The organism is Aminobacter sp. SR38, assembly GCF_014843375.1.
Taxonomy (GTDB): domain Bacteria; phylum Pseudomonadota; class Alphaproteobacteria; order Rhizobiales; family Rhizobiaceae; genus Aminobacter; species Aminobacter ciceronei.
Map to the genome: position 1 here is coordinate 4,102,848 of NZ_CP062112.1, position 22,265 is coordinate 4,125,112.

At 64.4% G+C, this 22,265-nt stretch carries 22 protein-coding genes; 14 read left to right on the forward strand and 8 right to left on the reverse strand.

The window, feature by feature from the left end:
- Nucleotides 1-12 precede the first annotated feature (12 nt).
- The 7 genes from IG197_RS20135 to IG197_RS20165 all read right to left on the reverse strand — a co-directional run bounded on the left by IG197_RS20135 (nucleotide 13) and on the right by IG197_RS20165 (nucleotide 8,230).
- Nucleotides 13-855: a class I fructose-bisphosphate aldolase gene (locus tag IG197_RS20135; protein WP_192314547.1), complete on the reverse strand. Its 843-nt coding sequence runs from the start codon at nucleotides 853-855 to the stop codon at nucleotides 13-15.
- Entirely contained in the window at nucleotides 846-2,552 is a 1,707-nt protein-coding gene (locus tag IG197_RS20140) for a glycerol-3-phosphate dehydrogenase/oxidase (protein WP_192314550.1), read from the reverse strand. The genes IG197_RS20135 and IG197_RS20140 overlap by 10 nt, the downstream gene beginning before the upstream one ends.
- Before the next feature lie 19 nt (nucleotides 2,553-2,571).
- Entirely contained in the window at nucleotides 2,572-3,567 is a 996-nt protein-coding gene (locus tag IG197_RS20145) for an aldo/keto reductase (RefSeq protein WP_192314553.1), read from the reverse strand.
- Complete coding sequence (locus IG197_RS20150) at nucleotides 3,564-4,544, reverse strand: sugar-binding transcriptional regulator (RefSeq protein ID WP_192314556.1); 981 nt, start codon at nucleotides 4,542-4,544, stop codon at nucleotides 3,564-3,566. The genes IG197_RS20145 and IG197_RS20150 overlap by 4 nt, the downstream gene beginning before the upstream one ends.
- 24 nt (nucleotides 4,545-4,568) lie before the next feature.
- The gene (locus IG197_RS20155) at nucleotides 4,569-5,555 is read right to left on the reverse strand and encodes an ABC transporter permease (protein ID WP_192319876.1); all 987 of its coding nucleotides are present in this window, start codon (nucleotides 5,553-5,555) and stop codon (nucleotides 4,569-4,571) included.
- Between the two features lie 19 nt (nucleotides 5,556-5,574).
- Nucleotides 5,575-7,110 (reverse strand): sugar ABC transporter ATP-binding protein, encoded by a 1,536-nt coding sequence (locus tag IG197_RS20160; RefSeq protein WP_246765200.1) that lies wholly within the window; start codon nucleotides 7,108-7,110, stop codon nucleotides 5,575-5,577.
- Nucleotides 7,111-7,198: 88 nt separating this feature from the next.
- Nucleotides 7,199-8,230, reverse strand: coding sequence for a substrate-binding domain-containing protein (locus IG197_RS20165; protein ID WP_067966154.1), 1,032 nt, complete (start codon nucleotides 8,228-8,230; stop codon nucleotides 7,199-7,201).
- 379 nt (nucleotides 8,231-8,609) lie between these two features.
- On the opposite strand from IG197_RS20165, the gene IG197_RS20170 reads away from it, so the two are divergent.
- The 9 genes from IG197_RS20170 to IG197_RS20210 all read left to right on the forward strand — a co-directional run bounded on the left by IG197_RS20170 (nucleotide 8,610) and on the right by IG197_RS20210 (nucleotide 16,359).
- Entirely contained in the window at nucleotides 8,610-9,626 is a 1,017-nt protein-coding gene (locus IG197_RS20170) for an ABC transporter substrate-binding protein (RefSeq protein ID WP_192314562.1), read from the forward strand.
- A gap of 32 nt (nucleotides 9,627-9,658) precedes the next feature.
- On the forward strand, nucleotides 9,659-10,429 hold the full coding sequence (locus IG197_RS20175; protein WP_067957912.1) for an ABC transporter ATP-binding protein: 771 nt from the start codon (nucleotides 9,659-9,661) through the stop codon (nucleotides 10,427-10,429).
- Nucleotides 10,426-11,241, forward strand: coding sequence for an ABC transporter permease (locus tag IG197_RS20180; RefSeq protein ID WP_067957915.1), 816 nt, complete (start codon nucleotides 10,426-10,428; stop codon nucleotides 11,239-11,241). Before IG197_RS20175 ends, IG197_RS20180 begins: the two co-directional genes overlap by 4 nt.
- A 21-nt stretch (nucleotides 11,242-11,262) precedes the next feature.
- The gene (locus IG197_RS20185) at nucleotides 11,263-11,976 is read left to right on the forward strand and encodes a GntR family transcriptional regulator (RefSeq protein WP_067957918.1); all 714 of its coding nucleotides are present in this window, start codon (nucleotides 11,263-11,265) and stop codon (nucleotides 11,974-11,976) included.
- On the forward strand, nucleotides 11,973-12,887 hold the full coding sequence (locus IG197_RS20190) for an Ldh family oxidoreductase (RefSeq protein WP_192314564.1): 915 nt from the start codon (nucleotides 11,973-11,975) through the stop codon (nucleotides 12,885-12,887). The genes IG197_RS20185 and IG197_RS20190 overlap by 4 nt, the downstream gene beginning before the upstream one ends.
- 37 nt (nucleotides 12,888-12,924) lie before the next feature.
- Nucleotides 12,925-14,265 carry an acyl-CoA thioesterase/BAAT N-terminal domain-containing protein gene (locus IG197_RS20195; RefSeq protein ID WP_192314567.1) on the forward strand — a complete coding sequence of 447 codons (1,341 nt, stop codon included), beginning with the start codon at nucleotides 12,925-12,927 and terminating at the stop codon, nucleotides 14,263-14,265.
- 22 nt (nucleotides 14,266-14,287) lie between these two features.
- On the forward strand, nucleotides 14,288-15,175 hold the full coding sequence (locus tag IG197_RS20200; RefSeq protein ID WP_246765201.1) for a DUF1684 domain-containing protein: 888 nt from the start codon (nucleotides 14,288-14,290) through the stop codon (nucleotides 15,173-15,175).
- Nucleotides 15,176-15,272: 97 nt separating this feature from the next.
- Nucleotides 15,273-15,575 carry an XRE family transcriptional regulator gene (locus tag IG197_RS20205; protein WP_192314573.1) on the forward strand — a complete coding sequence of 101 codons (303 nt, stop codon included), beginning with the start codon at nucleotides 15,273-15,275 and terminating at the stop codon, nucleotides 15,573-15,575.
- A 55-nt stretch (nucleotides 15,576-15,630) separates the two neighbouring features.
- A complete protein-coding gene (locus IG197_RS20210) occupies nucleotides 15,631-16,359 on the forward strand; it encodes an acetyltransferase (RefSeq protein WP_067957936.1) in 729 nt (242 codons plus the stop codon).
- A 69-nt stretch (nucleotides 16,360-16,428) separates the two neighbouring features.
- On the opposite strand, the gene IG197_RS20215 is transcribed toward IG197_RS20210, so the two are convergent.
- Nucleotides 16,429-17,316, reverse strand: a complete 888-nt coding sequence (locus IG197_RS20215; RefSeq protein ID WP_154386388.1) for a glycosyltransferase — start codon at nucleotides 17,314-17,316, stop codon at nucleotides 16,429-16,431.
- Between the two features lie 425 nt (nucleotides 17,317-17,741).
- Here IG197_RS20215 and IG197_RS20220 point away from each other — a divergent pair, with 425 nt between their 5' ends.
- From IG197_RS20220 to IG197_RS20240, 5 genes are read left to right on the forward strand one after another with little or no spacing between them, the layout of a single operon-like run.
- On the forward strand, nucleotides 17,742-18,167 hold the full coding sequence (locus IG197_RS20220) for a PqqD family protein (protein ID WP_192314576.1): 426 nt from the start codon (nucleotides 17,742-17,744) through the stop codon (nucleotides 18,165-18,167).
- A 48-nt stretch (nucleotides 18,168-18,215) separates the two neighbouring features.
- Complete coding sequence (locus IG197_RS20225; protein ID WP_192314578.1) at nucleotides 18,216-19,268, forward strand: serine kinase; 1,053 nt, start codon at nucleotides 18,216-18,218, stop codon at nucleotides 19,266-19,268.
- Complete coding sequence (locus IG197_RS20230) at nucleotides 19,265-20,026, forward strand: glycosyltransferase (RefSeq protein WP_067957945.1); 762 nt, start codon at nucleotides 19,265-19,267, stop codon at nucleotides 20,024-20,026. The genes IG197_RS20225 and IG197_RS20230 overlap by 4 nt, the downstream gene beginning before the upstream one ends.
- Nucleotides 20,023-20,697, forward strand: coding sequence for a glycosyltransferase family A protein (locus tag IG197_RS20235; protein ID WP_192314581.1), 675 nt, complete (start codon nucleotides 20,023-20,025; stop codon nucleotides 20,695-20,697). The genes IG197_RS20230 and IG197_RS20235 overlap by 4 nt, the downstream gene beginning before the upstream one ends.
- The gene (locus tag IG197_RS20240; protein ID WP_192314583.1) at nucleotides 20,697-22,178 is read left to right on the forward strand and encodes a nucleotidyltransferase family protein; all 1,482 of its coding nucleotides are present in this window, start codon (nucleotides 20,697-20,699) and stop codon (nucleotides 22,176-22,178) included. Before IG197_RS20235 ends, IG197_RS20240 begins: the two co-directional genes overlap by 1 nt.
- The last annotated feature ends 87 nt before the right edge of the window (nucleotides 22,179-22,265 follow it).

The window sequence follows — 22,265 nt, forward strand, 5'->3', positions numbered from 1 at the left end:
GATGCCGCTGCTTCAAGCCTGCTTGTACAGGTCGAAGGCTGTGGCACCATCCGCGCCGTCGTGGATGATCGCCATCAGTCCGCGCACGACCGCGCTCGGATGGGCATGCTGGTAGATATTGCGACCATAGACCATCCCCATCGCGCCTTGCGCCATCAGCGCCGCCGACTTGTCGAAGACGGCGCGCAGATCCTCCTTGCCGCCGCCACGCACCAGGACCGGGCAGCGTGCCGCCTCGACCACGCGGTGGAAGTCGTTGGGATCGGTGGTCGGGTCGGCCTTGATGATGTCGGCGCCCATCTCGCGGGCGAGGCGGGTCAGCGTGACGATCTTTTCGGCATCGCCGTCGACCATGTAGCCGCCGCTCTGGTCGACGGGCAGCATCGCCAGCGGCTCGATCATCAGCGGCAGGCCGTATTTCTCGCAGTCGGCGCGGACGCGCGCGATGTTCTGGACGCATTGCCGGAACAGGTCGGGCTCATCCGGCAGCATGAACAGATTGACCACGACGCAGGCCGCATCCATCTCGATCGCACCGAGCAAAGGCTCGGCCTCGTTCTGAAGCACCGCCCACATCGCCCGATGGCGGATCTTGTTGTAGGGGTTGCCCATATCGATGCGCATCACGAGTGCGGGCTTGTCCTTGCCCGGAACGGTCTGCAGCAAGTCGGCCTGGCCGTAGTTCATCTGGATGGCGTCGGGACGAGCCTTGACCAACTGACCGACGACGCTTGCCATGTCCTCAAGCCCGTTGAGGAAACTCGGTTCGTTGCAGACGCCGTGATCGATGGCGACGTCGAGGCAGCGGCCACCGCCGAATAGCCTGTTCATGCGGACTTTGTGGTTCAGGCGCATAGGGCGCTCCTTTTGTCGTTCGTCTGGGAGAGATCGGAAAGTGCGATGCCATGCTGATGGGCGAGCAAGGCGAGAAAGGCGCTGCGCTCGGCGGCGGCCTCGGCGGCGCTCCAGCCTTTGTGGTTGGCCAGGATGGCGAGCACGGCCTCGATGAGCTGGAGGTTGAGCCCGCCCGAAATGGCGATGGTTGTGCGGCGCAGGAATATGTCGGCGAGGCATTCGACCTGCTCGCGCTCGACGATCATGCGGATTTCGCCGGTCGAATAGTCGGAGCCCACCAGCATCGGGTCGGAGGCAGCCGCGAAATCGACCGCCGAGGTGCCGTAACGCTCAAGCAGGGCATGCGCGCGTTCGATATTGAGACCGTGCTTTTCCGCCAGCTTTGCGCACCATGCATCCGAGGCGGCGGGAAATTCTCGTCCGCCGCCGATGGCGAGGTCCTGGGTACCGGTATGGCGCGTCAGGCCGAGGCGCTCGAGCGCCATGTCGGCCGCCATCTCGCCGAAGGAGCGGAAGGTCGTCCACTTGCCACCGATCATGCACAGGGTCGCCGGCAGGCCGCCGCTTGGTTCCACGAACTCGCAGAAATGGTCGCGCGGGATGCGCCCGGTGAAGCTGTCGTCGCTGGCAGGCAAGGGGCGCACGCCGGCAAAGCGGAAGACGATGTCTTCTTCGGCGATCACGATCGTGGGGAAAACAAAAGCGAGCGACTGCAGGATGTAGCTGCGTTCGTCGTCCTCACAGCGGACCTGGTCGGGATCATCGACGCGGATATCGGTCGAACCGATCAGCACCTTGCCGAGATAAGGAAACAGGATGCAGATGCGGCCATCCTCGTTCTCGTAGTAAACCATGTGGCCGCCAAGCGCGTCATGCAACTCGGCATTGTCGACGATCAGGTGCGAGCCCTTGGTACCGCCCATCATGCGCGGGGCGGCCGCGCCAATGGCCTTGTTGGTGAGGTCGATCCAACCACCGGTGGCGTTGATGATCAGCTTGGGGCGGAGCTGCAGGACCTCGCCGGTCAAGCTGTCGGTAAGGGCGAGGCCGTCGTTGGATGCGGCGACCGCGGCGTAGTTCAGGGCGTGCGCGGTGGGGCTCGATGCCATTGCGTCGAACAACATCTCCAGGCCGAGGCGCTCGGGACGGCTGACCCAGGCGTCGTAATAGGTGGCGGAGCTGCGGATATCGGAATTGATCGCGGGCCATGTCTTGAGGGTTTCGGCACGGCCGCGGAAGCGGTGCTTCGGCATCAATCGCCGTGCTGCCGTGAACAGGTCGTACATGGTCAGTCCGGCCTTGATCACCAGCGCGCCGCGGCGGCTGGGATTGCGCGTCAGGCCGAGGAAGCGGACCGCGCCGTTGGCGATGCCGGAGAAGGTGTCGAAGATCGGCACCGTCGTCGGCAGCGGCGCAACATAGTGCGGGGCGTTCTTCAACAGCCGGTCGCGCTCGACCAGCGATTCTCGCACCAACTTGAACTCGCCGTTTTCGAGATAGCGCAAGCCGCCATGCACCATGCGCGACAAGGCGGCACTGGCGCCGGAGCAATAATCGCCCTTGTCGGCGAGCACGACGTCGACGCCTTGCAGCGCGAGTTCGCGGAACACCGAGATGCCGTTGATGCCGCCGCCTATCACCAGCACGGCAATATCGGGCCGCTCTCGCAGAGCGGCGAGTGTGTCGTTGCGGTTCATGTGGGCTGTGCCTTTTCGCTCAGGCATCCATGGCGGTGAGATGCGCGGCGATTGCCGTGTCGATGATTGCCAATTCGTTCGTGCCAAGCGTGATCTCGCCGGCCCGTGCATTGTCGAGCGCCTGTTCGGCTGTACGCGCGCCGCACAAGCCGAAAGTGATACCGGGCTGGGCGAGTGTCCATGCGATGACGATCTGGGCCATCGACGCCTTGTGCTGTTCAGCGACCGGCGCGATGGCCTGCTTGAGCTTTGCCACCTTCTGCCTGTTGGCGGCGGAGAAACGTGGATTGCCCTTGCGCTGGTCATCGCCGGTGAATTCACGCGAAGGATCGATCATCCCGGTCAACAGGCCGAGCGCCAGCGAGGAGTAGCTGAGCGTGGCGATGTCGTTGCGCTGGGTGATCGGCAGCAGGCTGGTCTCGATCTCACGATCGATCATCGAATAGCGTTCCTGGATCGCGTCGATCTGGCCGGCGGCGACATAAAGCTCGAGGTCCTCGGCGCTGACGTTGGAAGCACCGATGGCGCGGATCTTGCCCGATGCCTTGAGCTTTTCCAGCGTCGCCATCGTTTCAGCAATTGGCGTCGTCGGATCCTGCCAGTGGGTGATGTAGAGGTCGATGTAGTCGGTGCCGAGGCGGACGAGGCTCTGCTCGATCTCGTGGGCGATGCCGTCGGCGCCGAGATAGCGGTGCACCGGCTTGCCATCCTGGTCGAAGAAGTGGTTGCCCTTGCCGGAATGCCAGTTGAGACCGCATTTGGTGGCGATGACCACCTTGTCGCGCTTACCCTTGATCGCCTTGCCGACAATCTCCTCGCTGCGGCCGAGGCCATAGGCAGGCGCGGTGTCGATCAGGCTGACGCCTGATTCAATCGAGGCTTCGATCGCGCGGATCGAGGCCTGCTCGTCGGTGCCGCCCCACATCCAGCCGCCGATCGCCCAGGTGCCGAGGCCGACGGCCGAAGCAGAGACGCCGGAGCGGCCAATGGGGCGTTGGATCTGTCGGGAGCTCATGCTGCCTCCTGTTCGGCAAGGTCGAGAATCTGGAGGCTTGTCGCCTCGTCGGTGACGATGGTGTCGAGATGGTTGCCGCGCATGGCGCTGAGGATGGGCGCGGCCTTGCTCGGCCCGCTGGCGATGCCGATCGAGCGCGGGATGGTGGCGAATTCATCCAAGGTCAGCGACACCAGCGACCGGTTGAGGGCGTAGCCGCAGAGCTTGCCGCGACTGTCAATCAGGTGGGCGAGCAACTCGCCCGATGCGCCCGACTGCTGGATGGCCTCCCGGTCGGCGCTCGATGATGGGTGCAGGTCGTAATAGCTGGAGTCGTCGGTGAGGATCGAGCCGATGCCGACAACCGCCACATCTGCCTCGCGCGCCTTGCGGAAGACATCGGCAACGGAACGCACGCCCATCAGCATTTCGCGCTGTTCCGGCGTGTCGGCAAACAAGGGCGCATGCACTTGGTAAGCGCGGCCGCCGAGCTTGTCGGCCATCAGCGATGCGACGTGGTTGACGTCGGTGTAGTGCTTGCCCTGGACGAGACCGGTGGCCGGGATGACCTCGACATCATAGCTGCGACCGGGCTTCAGCCCGGCAACAAGTGCGCTGACGCCTTTGCCGCCGGTGATCGAGATGGTGTCGCCATCCTTGATGGTGTCGAGCAGCAGACGGGCGGCGGCCTCGCCGACCCGCTGCAGCGCGGTCTGCGGATTGTCCGATACCGAGGGCACGACGACGGCGCGTTCGATGCCGCCGAGCGCCACAAGACGCGTCTCGATGTCGACGAGATGGTCTATCGGCGACTTGATCTTGATCTCGACGAGGCCGAGCTGGTGGCCGCGCTTGATCAGCCGGTTGACGGTGGCATGTGAGATGCCGAGTTCTTTGGCAATCTCGGCCTGGGTTTTGCCTTCGACATAGTGGAGCACAAGCGCCTGGTGCATCTGGCGGACGGTCGATATGTCGTCGCGGGTGTTGGGAGGTGCCATGATGGTGTGTCTCGTGCTTGATGCTCAGGACTTCTTGCGGTGCAGGAAGTGGTCGATGGAGACGGCCGCCAGAAGGATGCAGCCCTTGATCATGTCCTGCCAGTAGACGGAGACGTCGAGCAGGATCAGCGAGCTGGTGACCACCGAGAGCAGTGCCATACCGAGAATGGCGCCGAAGATGGTGCCCGATCCGCCATTGAGCGAGGCGCCGCCGATCACCGCCGCCGCTATGATGTTGAGTTCCATGCCGGCGCCGAAGGTGGGCGTCGCAGCACCAAAGCGGGCCATGTAGATGACACCCGCCAGCCCGGCGAGGGTCGAGCACAGCACCGTCACCCAGAACTTCACCTGCTTGGTTTTGATGCCGGAGAACTGCGCCGCCTTCTCGTTGGAACCGGTGTAGAACACCTTGCGGAAGGCGGTGGCGCGGCGCAGCAGGAAGTCGAAGATCGCAACGACGACGACGAAGATGATGATGACATACGGCAGGCCGTGGATGCTGCCCTGGCCGATGGCCTTGAATTCCGGTGGCAGCGAAAACAGCGACAGCGGCGTGCCCTTGGTGATGACCAGGCACAGGCCGCGGACGATGACCATCGCCGCAAGCGAAGTGATGAAGTGGTTGAGCCCGACCACGGTGACGAAAAAGCCCATGGCAGCGCCGATCAAGGCGCTTGTGCCGATGCCGATCAGGCTCGCCGTCCACGGGTCCAGCCCGGCGAGGAACAGTGCGCCCGACACCACCATCGAGAAGCAGACCACCGAGCCGACCGACAGGTCGATGCCGCCGACGATCAGCAGGATGGTCATGCCGACCACGACGATGCCCTCGATCGAGAAGCTCATCAGCATGGCGCGAAAATTGCCCCATGTCAGAAAGTGTGGCGAGGCAAAGCTCATGGCGATGCACAGCGCCAGAATGATGACGATGAGGCCGGCTTCGCGCATCGAGGCGAGGCGGGCGAAGTTGATGCGCCCGGCGGTGTCGGGTGCCTTGATCTCGGCGTGCATCACGGTTTCTCCGGCTTCCCTAGGCGACATTTTGAGCCTGCTTTTCTTGATTTGAAGAGTTCTGGACGCCTGAGGCGAGCATGATGATGGCTTCCTCGCCGAGTGCGTCGGCGCCGAGTTCGCCGGCGATGCGGCCCTCGCGCACCACGATCACGCGGTCGCACAGGCCGATCAGTTCCGGCAGTTCCGAGGAGATGACGACGATGCCGGTGCCCTTAGCTGCAAGCTGGCGCAGCAGGCGGTGGATCTCGACCTTGGCGCCGACGTCGATGCCGCGCGTCGGTTCGTCCATGATGATGACCTTGGGATCGATCGACAATTGCTTGGCGATCGCCACCTTCTGCTGGTTGCCGCCGCTCAGCGTCGACACTTTGGCATCGATGCCGGCCATACGCACGCCGAGGCGCCTGGTCAGGTCCGTCGCTTGATTGTCCTCGGCCTTGCGGTCGAGCAGGCCGAGCGCACCGGTCAGCTTGCCCAAATCGAGCGCGGAAACATTGGCCGCGATCGACATGTCGAGGAACACGCCCGAGCCCTTGCGGTCTTCGGAGAGATAGACGAGGCCAGCCTTGACGGCATCGCTGTAGCTCGAGATGCGCAAGCTCTGGCCGTCGAGCGCGACGGTGCCCGACATCACGGGCCTGAGGCCACAGATGCTCTGGGCTATTTCACTGCGGCCAGCGCCGATCAGGCCGCCGATACCGAGGATTTCTCCGGCCCGGAGCTCAAGATTGACGCCGCTGAAGCGGTCGCCATCCGATAGGCCTTCGACCGAAAGCAGCTTGTGGCCGGGCTCCTGAGCCAGCTTGTCGGGATAGAGCTGGGTGATCTCGCGGCCGACCATCTTGCGTACGACGTCGTCGGGCGAACTTTTGGCAATTGGGTCGGTGGCGACATAGTGGCCGTCGCGGAAGACGGTGACACGGTCGCAGAGCGAGAAAATCTCGGCCATGCGATGGCTGATATAGACCACCGAAATGCCGCGATCCCTGAGGCCGCGGACGATGGCAAACAGCCTTTGCGCTTCGCTTTCGGTCAGAGCCGCGGTCGGCTCGTCGAGCATCAGCACCTTGCAGTCGAGCGTCAGCGCCTTGGCGATCTCGACGAGCTGCTGGTTGGAAATGGAGAGGTCGGCGACCTTGGTGCGCACCGGAATGGGCGCGAGCAGGTCCATCACCTTCTGCGCGTCGGCATAGAGTTTCTGGAAATTCATCAGCGGCGCGCGACGGGCATTGATCGCGGCCATGTAGATATTTTCGGCGACCGTCGCGTCCTGGCAGAGCGCAATCTCCTGGTGGACGAGTGCTACGCCGAGGCGCTGGGCTGCCGCCGGCGAGGGGATCGAAACACTTGTGCCGTCGATCAGGATCTCGCCCCGGTCGGGCTGCAGCACGCCGGCGATCATGTTCATCAGCGTCGATTTGCCGGCGCCGTTTTCGCCGCACAGCGCATGGATTTCCCCGCGCTTGAGCTCGAACTGCACGTCGCTGAGCGCCTTTACCGGCCCGAACGCCTTGGACAGGCCGCGTATTTCAAGAATGGGCGTCTCGGTCACGCCATGCTCCTGCGATGGGCGCCACAAAGGGGAAGGGGACCAGGGTCCCCTTCCGGGTTTTCTGCCGCGAGCGGCAAGGGATGCGAGCTTATTCCTCGATACCCTTGGTGCCGCGACGCTTGAGATACTTGTCCCAATAGAAGTCGTCGGCATTTTCGGCGGTCACGATGGAGAAGCCGTTGTCGACGAAGGGCACGCTCATGCCGTTGGCGCCTGACCGCTTCGTGTCGTTCATCGGGTCGATCAGGTTGGGATGCGCGGCCAGCCACAGCAGCATGAAGCCCATATAGCCCTGCATGCCCTGGTTGGGGTTGACCGAACCGTAGATCTCGCCGGCCTTGATCATGTCGAGGATCTTGGCGTTGACGTCGGCGAGCATGACCTTGATCTTGCCGCCGCCTTCCTTGGCCGCCTGGGCAGCGCCGATGGCCGAGTTGGCTTCCGGCATGAACACCGCACCGAGGTCAGGATGCGCCTGGGCGAGGCTGAGAACGGCCTGATAGGCCTTGGTCGGGTCCTGGTTCGAGGCAGCGCGGCCGACTAGCTTCATGTCGGGCCATTTGGCTTCCATGCGGGCGATGAAGGCCGAGATGCGCTTGTCGTGGTTGTCCTGGCCGGGATTTTCCAGCACGGCATACTCGCCCTTGCCGTCCATCGCCTTGGCGACGGCATCGGCGGCATAGGTGCCTTCGGCCAGATTGTCCGAAGTGATGAAGGAGGTGCGCTTGGAGTTGGGTGAGTCGGCCGCGAAGGTGACGACGGCGGTGCCCTGCTCGATGGCGCGGTTGATCGGCTCGATGAACGGGTCGGAGTTCATCGGGTGGACCAGGATGCCGGCCGGCTTCTGGGCGAGCGCCTGGTCGAAGGTGGCGATCTGCTTGTTGACGTCGTATTCGGGCGTGCCGGTGTATTCCGTCTCGCAACCGAACTGCTGGCCGGCCTGCTTGAACATCTCATAGACCGGGAACCAGTATTCGACGCCCGAGACCATGACGTTCATGACGTATTTCTCACCCGGCTCGCATTTGAACGGGTTGGCGGTTTCGGCAAGCGCCTGGGTCGAAGCCAAACAGGTCGACGCAGCCGCCGCGATTGCGAGCGTGCTCAAAAATTTGCGCAAGTTTCCTCCCTTGGCCGAAGCCATCCTCAATGACCGTCGCGGGCGCCCCAGGCGCCGCTATGTGGATTGATTGCCGCCGGACTTCCTCCCGAAAGCCGACGGTCTGGAGATTACAGCTCACCCAGCATATGTCAATAAAATTCATATATTGAAATATATTTCAGATCAAGCCTCGCGATTTTGCGCCGGGGCTGGTCGGGTCTCTGTGGTCGCTACAAAGCTAGACCTTTGTGCCGGCGTGCTGCCATGGCCAACGTTCGCGGATGAGATTTTTCCACTTGCCAATTCAATTAGAAAATATCACCTTCGCCATGTGATGCATCAGTTGCAAAATCCAGGACATCAAAGTCTGGCTGATCGCTCAATGGAGAGGGTTCTTATGGTTGCCGTCAATCGTCGCGGGTTTATTGTCTCGGCTCTCGCCGCGGGCCTTCTGGCCGGAGCCGCCAGCGGCGCGCTGGCTGAGGACAAGCCGAAGATCGAATTCCTCTATTCGCCCTTTGCCGACTATGCGCCGTTCTTCCTCGCCGAGGACCTCGGCTATTTCGACGAATACGGCGTCGACGTGACCCTGTCGCCGAAGAGCGGCACTGCCGAGACGATCCAGATGCTGGCCTCAGGCAACGTCCAGGCGGGCGCTGCGACCTGGGGTGCCGGGCTGTTCAATTCGATCAATGCGGGCGCCACGGTCGCCATCGTCGCGACCTCGGCCAAGATGCCCGACACCGTGCCGTCGCCGTCGCCCTTCATGGTCTCGCAGAAGGCCTGGGACGAAGGCATCAAGACGGTCGCCGACCTCAAGGGCAAGCGTGTCGGTATTCCAGGGCCTGGCGGCTTTGGCATGTATTCGGTCGCCAAGGCGCTGGAAAAGGGTGGTCTGACCGTCGACGAAGTCGAGGCGATCTACCTGCCGCCGCCTGCGACTGCCGCCGCCTTCGCCAATGGCGGCCTCGAGGCCGGCTGGAGCATCGAACCCTTCGCCCTGCAGCTCGAGCGCGAAGGCTTGGGGCGTCGCCTCGTCGAGGACCATACCTTCGGCACCGAACTTGGCTTCATCGCGTTCAACAAGGAGTTCGTGGAGGGCCACGAGGATGCCGTCGTCAATTTCCTCGCTGCCTATCTCAAGGCTGCGCGCCAGCTCGACAATGGCGGTTGGAAGGACGAGAAGGTGCTCGACATCGTCGCCCGCTACACCGGCACGGAAAAATCGCTGCTGCAGGGCATAGCCTACACCATTCGTTCGGAAGACGGGTCGATCGACTTGAACTCCGTGCGTGAGCAGGAGGCATTCTTCCGCAAGCGCGGCGACCTCGAATACAAGGGCGACGTCGACATCTCCTCGGTCTATCGCAGCGACCTGCTGAAGCGCGCCAACGAACTGGTGGGCAAGAAGTGACCCAGGCCGCGTTGCCGCAAGGGGCGGGTACGATGAGCGAAACGGCGATCGAGGTGCGCAACCTCACCAAGGCCTTCTACGACGCCGACAGCGACCGCACGACCGTCGCTGCCTACGAGGTCGAGTTCGAGGTCAAGCGCGGCGAATTCGTCTGCATCGTCGGTCCCAGCGGCTGCGGCAAGACGACGGTGCTGCGCATCCTCGCCGGGCTTGAAAGCAAGCTCGGCGGCAGCATCGACATGCGGAGCGAAAACCCGCCAGCGATGGTGTTCCAGGAGGCGTCGGTGCTGCCCTGGCTCACCGTGCGCGAGAATGTCGGCTTTCCGCTCAGCCTGAAGGGCGTTTCTGCCGAAAAGCGGCGGATGCGCGTCGACGAACTGCTCGAACTGACTGGGCTGACCGACTTTGCCGATGCGCTGCCGCACCGGCTGTCCGGCGGCATGAAGCAGCGCGTCTCGGTGGCGCGCGCGCTTGTCGACGACCGCGAGATCCTGTTGATGGACGAGCCGTTCGGCGCACTCGACGAACAGACGCGGCTGGTGCTGCAGCAGGAATTGCTGCGCATCTGGGAGACGACGGGCAAGACCGTCGTGTTCATCACCCACAGCGTCGACGAAGCGCTGACACTGGCCGACCGGGTGTTGGTGATGTCGCCGCGCCCCGGCACCATTATCGCCGATCTCACTGTCCCCTTCGACCGGCCGCGCGACGTCGTAGAGATGCGCCGCGACAAGCGTTTCTGGGACCTCACCTATGAGGTCTGGCGGCTGTTGGCCTCAACTTCGCCGGAGCGCCACGCATGAGCCTCATCACCGCAAAGCTGACCGAAGAACAGATCCGCCAGCTCAAGGCTCCGGCCCAGCGTGAGCGGCTGTTCCGCACCATCTCCTATTTCAGCCCGATCCTGTTGTTGTTGCTGTGGGAGATCGCCTCGCAGCTCAATGTCATCGACCGGCGCTTCTTCCCCCCGCCGAGTGCCATTGCCGGCACCGCCTGGCAGATGATCGCCAGCTTCGAAATCTTCGACCATATCGGTGCCACGCTGCGCCGCGTCTCGGTCGGCTATGTCATGGGTGCCGTACCGGGCATTCTGCTCGGCCTGATCCTCGGCCTGTCGCAGCCGGCGCGGCGGGTGCTCGGGCCGATCTTTGCCGCACTCTATCCGGTGCCGAAGATCGCCATTTTGCCGCTGATCCTGTTGATCTTCGGCGTCGGAGACGCCTCGAAATTCGTCGTCATCGCCATCGGCGTGTTCTTCCTCTTGCTCTACAACACGATGGGCGGGGTGATGCAGACGCCGCAGATCTATCTCGACGTTGCCAAGAACGCCGGCGCTACGCGCTTCCAGACATTTTTCCGCATTGCACTGCCGTCGGCTCTGCCCAACATCTTCACCGGGCTCCGGCTGGCCGCGGGGTCGTCCTACATCATCATCGCGGCGGCGGAATTCCTTGGCGCGCGCAGCGGCGTCGGCTTCTTCATCTGGGCGTCGTGGCAGACCTTTGCGGTGTCGCGCATGTTCGTCGGCATCGTGGTGATCTCGGCCCTGGGTTATCTCACCATTCTCGCGCTCGAGGCGCTGGAACGGCGTTTCGTGCCCTGGGCAAAACACTGAGGGGCTGAGGAGCACAAGCTCATGATCGTCGACGCCGACCCCACCGTGAATGCACCCGTTTCCGAGCGCATCTATCTGGCGCTCCGCCAGGAGATCATGCGTTGCGAGATCGTGCCGGGGACGACGCTTGATGCTGCCTCAATCGCCGGCAAGTACGAGGTGTCGAAGACGCCAGTGCGCGATGCCATGCAGAAGCTTGCCGCCGATGGACTGGTGACGATCCTGCCGCGCAGCGGCTATCGCGTCGCTCCCATCACCTTCCAGGCGGTGCACGACATCCTCGACATGCGCGCCGCGATCGGACCGCATGCGGCGCGGCAGGCGGCACGTTACGCCACGCCGGCGGAAATCGCGCTGCTGCGCCAGATCGTGAGGGAATATGCCGAGCCGATGGATATCGGCACCATGCAGCAGGTGGCTCGGCGCTTTCACCTCGCCATTGCCCGCTGTAGCCGCAACAAGCGTGTCGTCGCGCTTTCGGAGACACTGTTCGACGAGCTCGAACGCCTGCTGCGCTTTGCCATCGATTTCACCGTCAAGGCAGGCGAGCATTCCGACGAGCACACGGCACTGGTCGATGCGATTGCGGCCGGCGACGGCGAGCGGGCCGCGGCGATCGAGTTCGCCCATATCAAGCACTCCAGGGAGTTCCTGATCGAGCGTCTGATGACGCTGGGCTACCTCTCGGCAAGCGAGATCCAGCTTGGCGGCGCAGCGCGGAGCCCGGCCGAATGATCGCGATCCCTGATGCGGCCGGCCGGTTGGCGGCAGCACTTGGCGGCGGCCCGGCAGCGCAGCTCGCGGCTTCGGCGCTGGTCGAGGCCGATGCGCTCGGCCTGCCGCGTTTCGGCATCGCCATGCTCGACGAATGGACTGTCGATGCAGCGCCGGTGCCGGCACGCGAGAGCTCGCAGGCCATAGGCTGGCTCGACTGTGCCTCATGCTTTGCGCCGCTGGCGGTCGCCAGCGCCACGCTCGACCTTGCCGAGGCCGCCAGGCAGTTCGGCGTCGCCGCGGTGTTCCTGCGCGGTGTCAGGGGCTTTGGCCGGCTCGCACCCTTTGTTCGCCATCTCGCAGATGGCGGCCTGCTCGGCATCGCCGGTGCGGAAGGCCCGCCTTTCGTCGCGCCACATGGCGGTACCCGTCCGGTGATCGGCACCAATCCGCTGGCGCTTGCCATAGGGCAGGGTTCCGAACGCGTCGTCATCGATGTCGCCACCAGCACGGCAACCATGGCCGATATCCGCAACGCCCGTGCTTCGGGCGCGCCCTTGCCTGAGGGGATCGCCCTGGAAGGCGAAGGACGGCCGACCAGAATCGCCGCCGAGGTTGCGGCATTGCTGCCGCGTGGCGGCCAGATCGGCTCGCTGCTCGGATTGGTGGTCGAGCTCATGGCCGGCGTCGCGGGTGGCGGCAGGGGAGATCCGAAAGGCCGGGGCGTGTTCCTGCTTGCCTTCGATCCGTCACGCGCGGGTGAAGGCATCGACTGGCAAGCCAGGCTGGCCGGGCTGAAGGGCGACTGGATCGAGGGCGGCGGTCACTGGCCGCGTGGCGGCCGCGCGGCACCCGAGGCCGTGCTGGACGACGATTTCGTCCAGCGTCTCGACACCTCTCTCGCCCGCATGACGATCCAGCCAGGCCGATGACCACGCCGGTCAGCCAGATGCAGAGTTTGTAAGCCAGATGACCACAAAGCCCGTTTCAGCACCTGTCTTTTCCATCGATGCCTTGGACGGCCTGATCGACGAGCCGCGGCAGATCGTCGTCTCCGGCCTCGTCCCTGACGAACTCGTCGCCGTCTCTGCCCGCACCGAGCGGGCGCATGGCGTGACCTGGATGAGCCAGGCGACCTTCATGGCGGACGCCGACGGCGTGGTCGACCTGGCCCGCGACGCGCCGGTCGGCGGAGACTATGCCGAAGTTGCAGCCATGGGCCTGATCTGGAGCCAGCAGCCGGTCGACAGCACCAGCGCCGAGCTCTTCGCCGACGATATCATGCAGCCCATGGCGACGACGCTGACAGCCGAAACCGCCGGTGGCGTGCGGGCCGAGGCCAGGCTTTTTCAGGCTTTCGCCGCGCCTGGAGTGGAGCGTTGCGAGATCCGCGACGACGGATTGGTCGGCACGCTGTTCACGCCCGCCGGGCCGGGACCGCATCCGGTCGTCGTGGTGCTCAACGGCTCGGGCGGCGGCATCAACGAACCACGCGCAGCACTGCTTGCGTCCCGTGGTTACCAGGCCTTTGCGCTCGGCTACTTCAAGGCACCGGGGTTGTCGCCCTTCATCACCGAAACACCGCTCGAATATCTCGAGGCCGGCCTGCGCTGGGCGCGTCGAGAGCTCCAGCCGAAAGACGGCTTCGTCGCTGTCAGCGGCCAGTCGCGCGGCGGCGAACTCGCGCTCCTGCTCGGCGCCACGTTCCCTGAACTGGTCTCCGCCGTGATTGCTTTCGTGCCAGGTGCTGTGGTCCATGGCGCCCAGGGCGCGGGCGATCCGGCACGTGGCGGCTGGCAAGGCACGACCTGGACAAGGGGAGGCGTTCCGCTGCCCCATCTGTGGCAGGACAATGCCGCCGTGCACTGGCATCCCTGGGCCGGCGAGGCTCCGCCCAACCGGCATCACTCGGTCTTCTTCGAAGGCTTGAAGGACACCAAGCTTGCGGCCCGCGCGCGCATTCCAGTCGAGAACATTGCGGGTCCGGTGCTGCTGATCTCGGGCCGTGACGACCGCGCCTGGCCGTCCAGCCTCTATTCCCGCATGGTCGCTTCGGCCTTGCGGAAGCACGACCATCGTCATCTGGTCAGGCATCTCGATTTCGACGATGCCGGTCACGCCATCAACCTGCCGATCGTGCCGTCGACCCAGATCAGTCGCCTGCATCCGGTGTCGAAGGTCCCTTACACCAATGGCGGCACGCCCTCCGGCAACTCGAGGGCCGACACCGGCTCTTGGCGCGGCATGCTCGCCTTCCTGGACGAGATCACCGGGGCCGCCACCCACCAGAATGCCCACGCAAAAAGCTGAATTCTTCGAAAGGGAGACGAACATGCCCACAAGAGAACATTTGGAAGGCCAGTGGCGCGAATGGCGCTACGCTCATGTCGCCAAGATGTTCCGGCCTTATGGCTGGACCTCGCTCGTCGCCCAGTACTGGCTGGAAGCCGGCGACAAGGACGTCAGCTTCGACCTGCTCCCCGGAACCTGGTCGGTCGAGGACAGCAAGGTCATGTTCACCCCGCCCGCTTCGGGGCCGAACCTCTCCGTCAATGGCACCTATCCGACCGAGCCGGTCGAGATCATTCCGGGCCGCAACCAGACCTATGGCCACGGCAAAAGCGAGCCCGTCTATTTCGGTGTCAACGAGGTCGAAGCCATCCTGCGCAGCAGGAATGACGGCAAGTCGCTTTATGGTGTGCGCGTGCGCGATCCGCGCGTGGCGACGACGGTGGAGGAGGCGGGCGTTTCCGCATTCGACTACGATCCAGCATGGCGTATTCCCGGCGTCTACACGCCGACTGATATCACCGAATACGAGGCGGAAACCGTCGAAGCCGGCGTGCGTGAATCGACGCCGCGGATCGGCACCTTCACCTTCGAGCACAATGGCAAGAGCTATACCATCGAGCTGATCGGCAAGGACACGGCAACGGGCGTGCAGCCGGTGGCCCACGTCCGCGACAAGACCAGTGGCCCCGTCACCTACGGTGCCGGCCGCGTCATCGAACTGCAGTTCACCGACGGCACCAACAGCCGCATCGACTGGATCGATTTCAACTATGCGGTGGCGCTGCCATGCGCCTTCACCAACTTCGTCACCTGTCCGCTGGTCCCGCGCGAGAACCAGCTCGATTTCGAGGTTCTCGCCGGTGAAAAGCGCCCGGCGCGGGACGTGGTCAGGACGATGACCTATCAGGCTGGCACAGACGCCGCCTGACAGGCATTTGCCGCTCGCGCGTGCGGTTCCCGATGTGGTGGGGTGACAGACACCTCGCCATTTGCAATCACTTCTGTTTCGACAGGAGGCGCGGGCGATGATGACGGGAGCGATGTGCAGGGCGGCGCGTGCGCTGGTGGAAATCAGCCGGCAAAGACTGGCTGTGGCCTCCAGCGTCGACGAGGCCGATATCGAGGCCTTCGAACGCAAGACCGGCATCCCGGACGATGCCGCCATTGGCGCGCTTCAGGCGGCATTGGAACATTACGGCGCCGTCTTCATCCCCGAGGAGGGCGGCAATGGCGCGGGCGTGCGCCTGAAGTTCAGCCGGTCGGTGACCAAAAGACTGTCGATGCTCGAGGGCGAGGGCGGGTCTGCCGCCAGCGACGACGTTCCCTGAGGCGGCTCATGATCTCGTCCTTGAGGCTATCGGGCAATCCGGTCTAGCTTCGCGCATGCGACTGTTGTCTGCCCTGTTGTTGTCGCTGATGTCGTCGGCCGCCTTTGCGCAAGACTGCGTCGTGCTGCTGCATGGCCTCGCGCGCTCCGACGTGTCCTTCCTGCTGATGGAAGAGACATTCACCAAACTCGACTACGCCGTCGTCAGCGACACCTATCCTTCGGTCGAGGCGCCAATCGGGCAGTTGATCGCCCATGTCGGTGCGTCGGCGGCAAAGTGCGGTCCGGCAGCCAGGGTCAACTTCGTCACCCATTCGATGGGCGGTATCCTGCTCCGGGCCTGGCTGAAGGACAACCGGCCGCCAAATCTCGGCCGGGTGGTGATGCTTGCGCCGCCCAACCACGGCTCCGAGGTCGTCGACACGCTCGGCGGACTCAAGTTGTTCGAGATGCTCAATGGCCCCGCCGGCATGCAGCTCGGCACGGGGCCGGACAGCGTTCCGAACCAGCTCGGTGCTGCGGATTTCGAGGTCGGCATCATCGCCGGTGACCGCAGCGTGAACCCGATCCTGTCGACGATGTTCGACGGGCCCAATGACGGCAAGGTGTCGGTGGAAAGCACCAGGCTCGCCGGCATGGTCGACCACATCGTGCTGCCGACCACCCACACCTTCATGATGAACAATCCGCTGGTCATCGCCCAGACGATCAACTTCCTGCGCGACGGACGGTTCGACCACCAACTGACATTGGGCGAACTGCTGCGGCGCGGGCTGGGCAACTGAGCGGGGAAGGCCCGGCGGGTTGGTTGCTGCAAAAGTCCTGAACAGCTGGCAGGAAGTACCGCATCGGCGTCACTCGCTGTGGTAGTCGTCGATGAGCATGCGCTCGAAATCGAGCCCGCGCTGCCAGTTGTTGAGACGGCGATAGACGGCGTGGCCATAGTCGTCAGGCAGGTCGACCCGGCCATCGGTCTCCACCAGGACGCAGGCGCGCAGCCGCTTGCGATGTTCGTGGACCTTGGCAAGCGTGACGGCGCGGACGCGCTCGCGCGGCACGTTCCGCGCTTTCATCTGAGCGACGCCGTCGCGAACCGCTTCTTCAGTGGGTTCCACCGTCAGCCATGTCTCGGGGTCGCCGAAGATATGGCGGCCGCCGATCGAGGGCGTCGAGACGACGGGCAGGCCGGCAAGCAGGTATTCGATGCTGGCATACATCGCGCCTTCTTCCGCCGACAGGCACAGGCCGGTGGCGCTCGCCGCCATGACGGCGTTGATCGCCTGCCAATCGAGCTTCTCGATGCGGTGGCCATCGTGCGGGTTGAGAAAGTGATGCGCTGGCATCATGCGCTTGAGCTCGTCGAGCAGATCGGCGGTCTTCTGTCGTCCGGTGAGGCGCGATTCGTAGAAGACGTGCGCGGCGCTTGGCACCAACCGGGCCAGGTGACGGCGTTTCCAGGGACTGATCATGGCGTTGTAGAAGGCATCGTAGGTGTTCTCGACACCAGATACGGGCTTGAACGTCTGTTCGTCGGCCAGGGCATTGTGGCTGCAGAACAGCGCGTTCAGTCCATTCTCGCGAAATAGCGCGACTTCCTCGAGTTCGTTGCACATGAAGACGAAGCGATGCTCGGGAAAGCGGCGGCGATAGAGCCGCTCAGCGGTCAGTGTCCGCAGGACCTGCCGCTCCTTGCGCATCGCCCAAGTGAACCAAACGAGAAACAGGGCAGGGCGGGCGGCCAAGCGAGATCCAAGATAGTTCGCAACGCCGAGTGGCGCGTGATTGAGCATCGAGGAGGTAAATACGGGGCACGTGCCGTCGTCGAGCCGCCCCGCTGCCATCCTGAGTTCTGCTCCAGCCCTTGTCGCTGCATCAGGTGCAAAGCCGGGTCCGGCGTGGATTCGGGTTCGGTAAGCTAGCCTCAGCTTGTTCTTCAGTCGCATGTTGCCCACAAGCCGTGCCCATCCAAGGCTCACCTATCGCATGGGAACCACCCGACAGAGAAGGGCCACGGAGAGGTGCCGAAAATTGCCACCAAAAACAATCTGGGCGCGAGTGTTGCGTTTTGCAATGCAACCCTATAGATATCCCGGCCCGCAGCTGTTGCTTGTATGTGCATTTGCTTGATAAGCAGTTTGCCGGGAAAAAACCTAGGGGTAGGGCAGGCGTGGGGTATTCGACAATTTACGAGGTCTCGGGCAACGACATCGTCTATGAGACGTTCGATGGTGACGCGGTCGTTCTCGACCTCGCCAGCGGCAGGTATTTCGGCTTCTCCGACAGCGGCAGCTGTGTATGGGAAGCGCTGATCGCACAGGTTCCGCCGGCAAGTCTGGTCGGCCGCACCTGCGGCAGCGGACAGCTTTCCGCCGCCGACCTGGATGCTTTCATTGCCAGGCTGAACGAGTATGGACTGCTTTCGCCTGCGACCGGCATGGCATCGGCCGCATTGTCGCCCGAGCTCGCGCAGCGCCTGGCGGCGGCCCGCGAGGCGCTCAAGATCGACATGCACGACGAGCTCGCCGACCTGGTGATGGTCGACCCGATCCACGACGTCGACGAGCCTGCCGGCTGGCCGGCGGTGAAGCAGTAGCGCCGGTTTCCGGCGCATTTCGATACCACTTGCTGCCTTCAGGTTCCGATGCGACGTGTAACCCTTGACGATCTTGCCGACTATGCGCGCGAGCTCCTCGCCGCCTGCGAGGCGAATGCCGATGCCTTTCCCGGGAAAAGCCGGGTCGAGCTGCCCGGCCTGGCGATCGACGTGTTTTCCGATCACGGCGAACTGGCGAGGGCGCTTGGCCATGGCATGGTTGCAGAGATAGCTGCCGGACGACCGGCGACGCCGGGGCGGATTTTTCTCGCCCACCCTGGCATTGGCTCGATTCCGCAGCCGGCGTTGTGGGGCGAGGCGCTGTTTCATCCGAACATGTTTTCCGAGCGGCTCGAAGCCAACGGCCTGCGCGGCCATTACTTCCACGACCTCAGCTACTGGCAGTTCTACGATGTCGAAAAGCGGCTGGGCGTGCAGCTCATGCGGTCCGCCGACGGCTGCCCGCCATGGGAGTTCGGTGCCCCGCTGCGCTGCTTCCTGCATTGGGAATATGCGGCGCGCGGCATGCGCCTCACGCATGCCGGAACGCTCGGCAAGGGCGGCAGGGGCGTGCTGCTGGCCGGGGCCGGCGGCGCCGGCAAGTCGGGCACGGTCGCCTCGGGCCTGCTTGCCGGGCTCGACAGCGTCGGTGACGACTACGTGCTGGTCGAATTCGACGGTGACCGTTCGCTGGCGCGCCCATTGTTCACGACGCTGAAGCAGGACCAGGCGGGTTTCGACCGACTTGGGCTAGCCCGGCTGTTGCCCGATCCAGGCCTGCTCAACTGGCAAGGCAAGTACCAGTTCAGGGTCCAGGATCTTTGCCCGCGTGGCGTCGCCAGTGAACTCGACATCGTGGCGCTGCTTGTGCCGCAGATATCGGGCGCCGCGCAAAGCACCATCACGCCGCTTGCGCGCAAGGACGCGCTTATGGCGCTGGCGCCGTCCGGCATCGCGCAGATGCCGGGCGAACGCGAAAGCGGATTTCGTTTCTTTGGCGAGCTGACACGTCGGTTGCCGTGCTACACTCTGACACTGGGCACGCGCGGCAACGAGATCGCGGAGACGATCGCCGCGTTTCTGGACAGGGGCAATTCATGAAGCTGGGCATCGTGCTGCCCGTCTACAACCGCGAGAGCTACATCGGCTCGGCGCTGCGCTCGGTTTTGCGACAGAGCGACGCCGCGCAGCTCGACATCATCGTCATCGACGACGGCTCGGTCGACGGTACCGTGGCGGCTGTGCGGTCATTCATCGCCGACGGCGCGCCGATCCGCCTGTTCTCACAAGCCAATTCAGGCGTGACCAAGGCGCGCAATGCCGGCCTGCGCCGGCTCTCTGACGACACCGAGTTCGTCTCCTTCATCGATTCCGACGACATCTCACCCGCCGGGCGCTTTGCCGCCGACCTTGCCTATTTCAAGACCGATCCCGCGCTCGAACTCACCTATTCCTACATGCGCATGGTCGACCAGATCGACGACGAGACGCTCGAGCCGGTTGCAGGATGCGACGACCGCATCTTTCGCGGCGTGCATCTGTCGGCCGGCATCTATCGGCGCAGCCTGATCGCGCGGATCGGCGATTTCGACGAGGAGCTGGCGCAGGCAGAGGACACCGACTTCCTGTTTCGCATCTTCGAGCAGAGGGCGCGATTTGTCTTTCCCGACACGATCGCGCTCTACTACCGCCGCCATGAACACAATCTGACCCGGAACGTCGCAGAGTCGCGGCGGGAGTTCCTCAAGGCGATGCAGAAATCGATGCGCCGCCGCAAGGCCGACCCGACGCTCGGCGACCTCAGAGGTTTCATCCAGGTGGCGCATCCGTCGGGCGATGGAGCGCCGCTGCGGTCATGAGCTACAGCGTCGTCATTCCCGCCTGGAACGCGGCCCGCACGATCGCCGAGACGCTGCGCTCGGTTGCCGCGCAGACAGTGCCGCCTGCCGAGATCATCGTCGTCGATGACGGCTCGACCGACGAGACCGAGGCGGTGACGCGGCAATCGGGCGTTCCGGTCCGATATGTCAGGCAGGACAACTCCGGACCGGGCAGTGCCACGACGCGCGGCTTCGCGCTGGCCAGGGCGCCCTTCATTGCAACTGTCGACGCCGACGATCTGTGGCTTGGCGACAAGATCGAGCGTCAGTTTCGCAGGCTGGAAGAGGCGCCGCAGCTGGCTGCCGTGTTCACGCAGTGGCGAACCTTTCGGCATGGCGAACCAGACGATGGCACCGGCAAGGTGACGCCCGGCTGGTCGCGCACGACGATGTTGGTCCGCAGCGAGGTGGCGCTTTCCGTCGGCCCGGTGATCGACCCGCCAGGCAACCGCGGTGACATGGTCGACTGGCTTGGCCGGGCCCGCGAAGACGGCCACCAGCTCGGCATGATCGATGAGGTCCTGGCCCTGCGCCGGATCCTGCCGGGAAGCATGTCCTACGGCCGCGATCCCGAGCGCGACCGTGGCTATCTCGAGGTCGCAAGAATGGCCATGCTGCGGCGCAAGCTCAAGAACGCCGGACAGGGCTGATGGCATCCACGTCACGCCGCATCGGCCGGCGCTTCCCCGACTATGGCTGGGCATGGCCAACCAACGGTCTCGACCAGTTGCTCAAGGCGGTGCTGTTGCCGGACCATGCGGTCGCGCAGACGCAGGCCTTGCGGTGGCTCGATGCCAACGACATCGATGCCGTCGAGTTCCGCGAGCACAGGCTGCTTGCCGCGATCGCCGACCGGTTCGGCAAGGCGCTGGCGATGCATCCCGCCTATCCGCGTCTCGCTGGCCTGCAGAAGATGCTGTGGACCAAGTCGCGGCTTGCCATGCGCGAGGCCGAGCCCGCACTGAGGGCCATCGTCGCGGCCGGCGTGCCGATCATGCTGCTCAAGGGCGCGAGCCGCATCGCGGTGGAGCCGGCGGCACAGCGCGGCCGGGTGGCGCACGACATCGACATCCTTGTGCACCCCGAGCACATGGTGGCCGCCTTCGACATGCTGCGTCATGGCGACTGGCAGGTGTCGACAGGGGTCAGTCCCCAATATCTCAAGCCGCGGTTAGCTGCGGTGCGGTCGATGAATTTCTTCAAGGGCAGCTATGGCGACATCGATCTGCACCAGGTCGCTTATGACTGGTCGCAGGCAGATGAGGCGGACGACGCTGCGGTTTGGCAGCGCGCCACGCCGGCCTCCTTCACCAGTCTCGACGTGCTGGTCCCTTCGACCGCCGACCGGGTGACGCTGGCGATCGGCCATGGCGGCCTCGACGCTCATACCCACAGCGACTGGCTGGTCGACACAGCCTCGGCGATCCGCGCCGGCGGCGTCGACTGGGCCGTGCTTTGCGACGTCGTCGCCCGCAGGCACCTTGCCGTGCCGACGGCGGTGGCGCTGAGCTATCTGAAAGCAGAGATGTCGGTGCCGGTTCCCGACGATGTGCTGGAGCAGGTGGTCGACATGGCCGATCGCGCCGGCGCCGCCCGTATCGCTGCCTTGCTGCAGGCCAAGCCGCGGACCGACTTCAAGGGTCTGACCTGGCTGTCACGCGGTGTCGCCAAGCAGTTGCGCATGCGCAAGAAACGCGCTGTCCGTGAGCGCGAGCTGCCCGGCGTCGTCTGGCACGGTCGGCGCACACAGGCGGGCGATGGTGCGGGGCAGGTCACCCCGGCACTGGCGCAGCAGGTGCCGTTGCCGCCGGCGGCAGTTGGCGGTGCGCCTGCCGAGATCGACATCGTCGTGCGGCTGGACGTGCCGCCGGTGCGCCGTCGCATCGAGATGGAGCTGAATGGCGGCGAATGCCATTTCGCGCGGCTGCGCTATCGCAAGCTGGGTAAATCAGGCGGCCGGCTGACTTTGCGGTTTCGCGGTACCATCCGGCCGGACCAGGCGGATGGCGCGTTGGTGCTGTCGGCGCGGCCGTCGCGACAGTTCCGCGCGTGGGAGCATCCCCAGACGGTCGCCACCTATGGTGCGGTGCCGTTCCAGATCGTCTCGGTGACCGTTTCGCCGGTTCGCTGAGTTGGAGAACAGTTTGCGCTGCCTGCAGTTCCGCGCAACCTGGTCTCCAGCATCGTCGCGGCTCAGGCAAATGCCGCCCTGTATAGT

Excerpts from the sequence above, each read along its gene's own strand:
- IG197_RS20210 (WP_067957936.1), top strand. The coding sequence starts at position 15,631 with ATGCGACTGTTGTCTGCCCTGTTGTTGTCGCTGATGTCGTCGGCCGCC.
- IG197_RS20230 (WP_067957945.1), top strand. The coding sequence starts at position 19,265 with ATGAAGCTGGGCATCGTGCTGCCCGTCTACAACCGCGAGAGCTACATC.
- IG197_RS20185 (WP_067957918.1), top strand. The coding sequence starts at position 11,263 with ATGATCGTCGACGCCGACCCCACCGTGAATGCACCCGTTTCCGAGCGC.
- IG197_RS20225 (WP_192314578.1), top strand. The coding sequence starts at position 18,216 with ATGCGACGTGTAACCCTTGACGATCTTGCCGACTATGCGCGCGAGCTC.
- IG197_RS20155 (WP_192319876.1), bottom strand. The coding sequence starts at position 5,555 with ATGCACGCCGAGATCAAGGCACCCGACACCGCCGGGCGCATCAACTTC.
- IG197_RS20180 (WP_067957915.1), top strand. The coding sequence starts at position 10,426 with ATGAGCCTCATCACCGCAAAGCTGACCGAAGAACAGATCCGCCAGCTC.
- IG197_RS20235 (WP_192314581.1), top strand. The coding sequence starts at position 20,023 with ATGAGCTACAGCGTCGTCATTCCCGCCTGGAACGCGGCCCGCACGATC.
- IG197_RS20150 (WP_192314556.1), bottom strand. The coding sequence starts at position 4,544 with ATGGCACCTCCCAACACCCGCGACGACATATCGACCGTCCGCCAGATG.
- IG197_RS20135 (WP_192314547.1), bottom strand. The coding sequence starts at position 855 with ATGCGCCTGAACCACAAAGTCCGCATGAACAGGCTATTCGGCGGTGGC.
- IG197_RS20145 (WP_192314553.1), bottom strand. The coding sequence starts at position 3,567 with ATGAGCTCCCGACAGATCCAACGCCCCATTGGCCGCTCCGGCGTCTCT.
- IG197_RS20200 (WP_246765201.1), top strand. The coding sequence starts at position 14,288 with ATGCCCACAAGAGAACATTTGGAAGGCCAGTGGCGCGAATGGCGCTAC.
- IG197_RS20205 (WP_192314573.1), top strand. The coding sequence starts at position 15,273 with ATGATGACGGGAGCGATGTGCAGGGCGGCGCGTGCGCTGGTGGAAATC.
- IG197_RS20175 (WP_067957912.1), top strand. The coding sequence starts at position 9,659 with ATGAGCGAAACGGCGATCGAGGTGCGCAACCTCACCAAGGCCTTCTAC.
- IG197_RS20190 (WP_192314564.1), top strand. The coding sequence starts at position 11,973 with ATGATCGCGATCCCTGATGCGGCCGGCCGGTTGGCGGCAGCACTTGGC.
- IG197_RS20170 (WP_192314562.1), top strand. The coding sequence starts at position 8,610 with ATGGTTGCCGTCAATCGTCGCGGGTTTATTGTCTCGGCTCTCGCCGCG.
- IG197_RS20240 (WP_192314583.1), top strand. The coding sequence starts at position 20,697 with ATGGCATCCACGTCACGCCGCATCGGCCGGCGCTTCCCCGACTATGGC.
- IG197_RS20140 (WP_192314550.1), bottom strand. The coding sequence starts at position 2,552 with ATGAACCGCAACGACACACTCGCCGCTCTGCGAGAGCGGCCCGATATT.
- IG197_RS20195 (WP_192314567.1), top strand. The coding sequence starts at position 12,925 with ATGACCACAAAGCCCGTTTCAGCACCTGTCTTTTCCATCGATGCCTTG.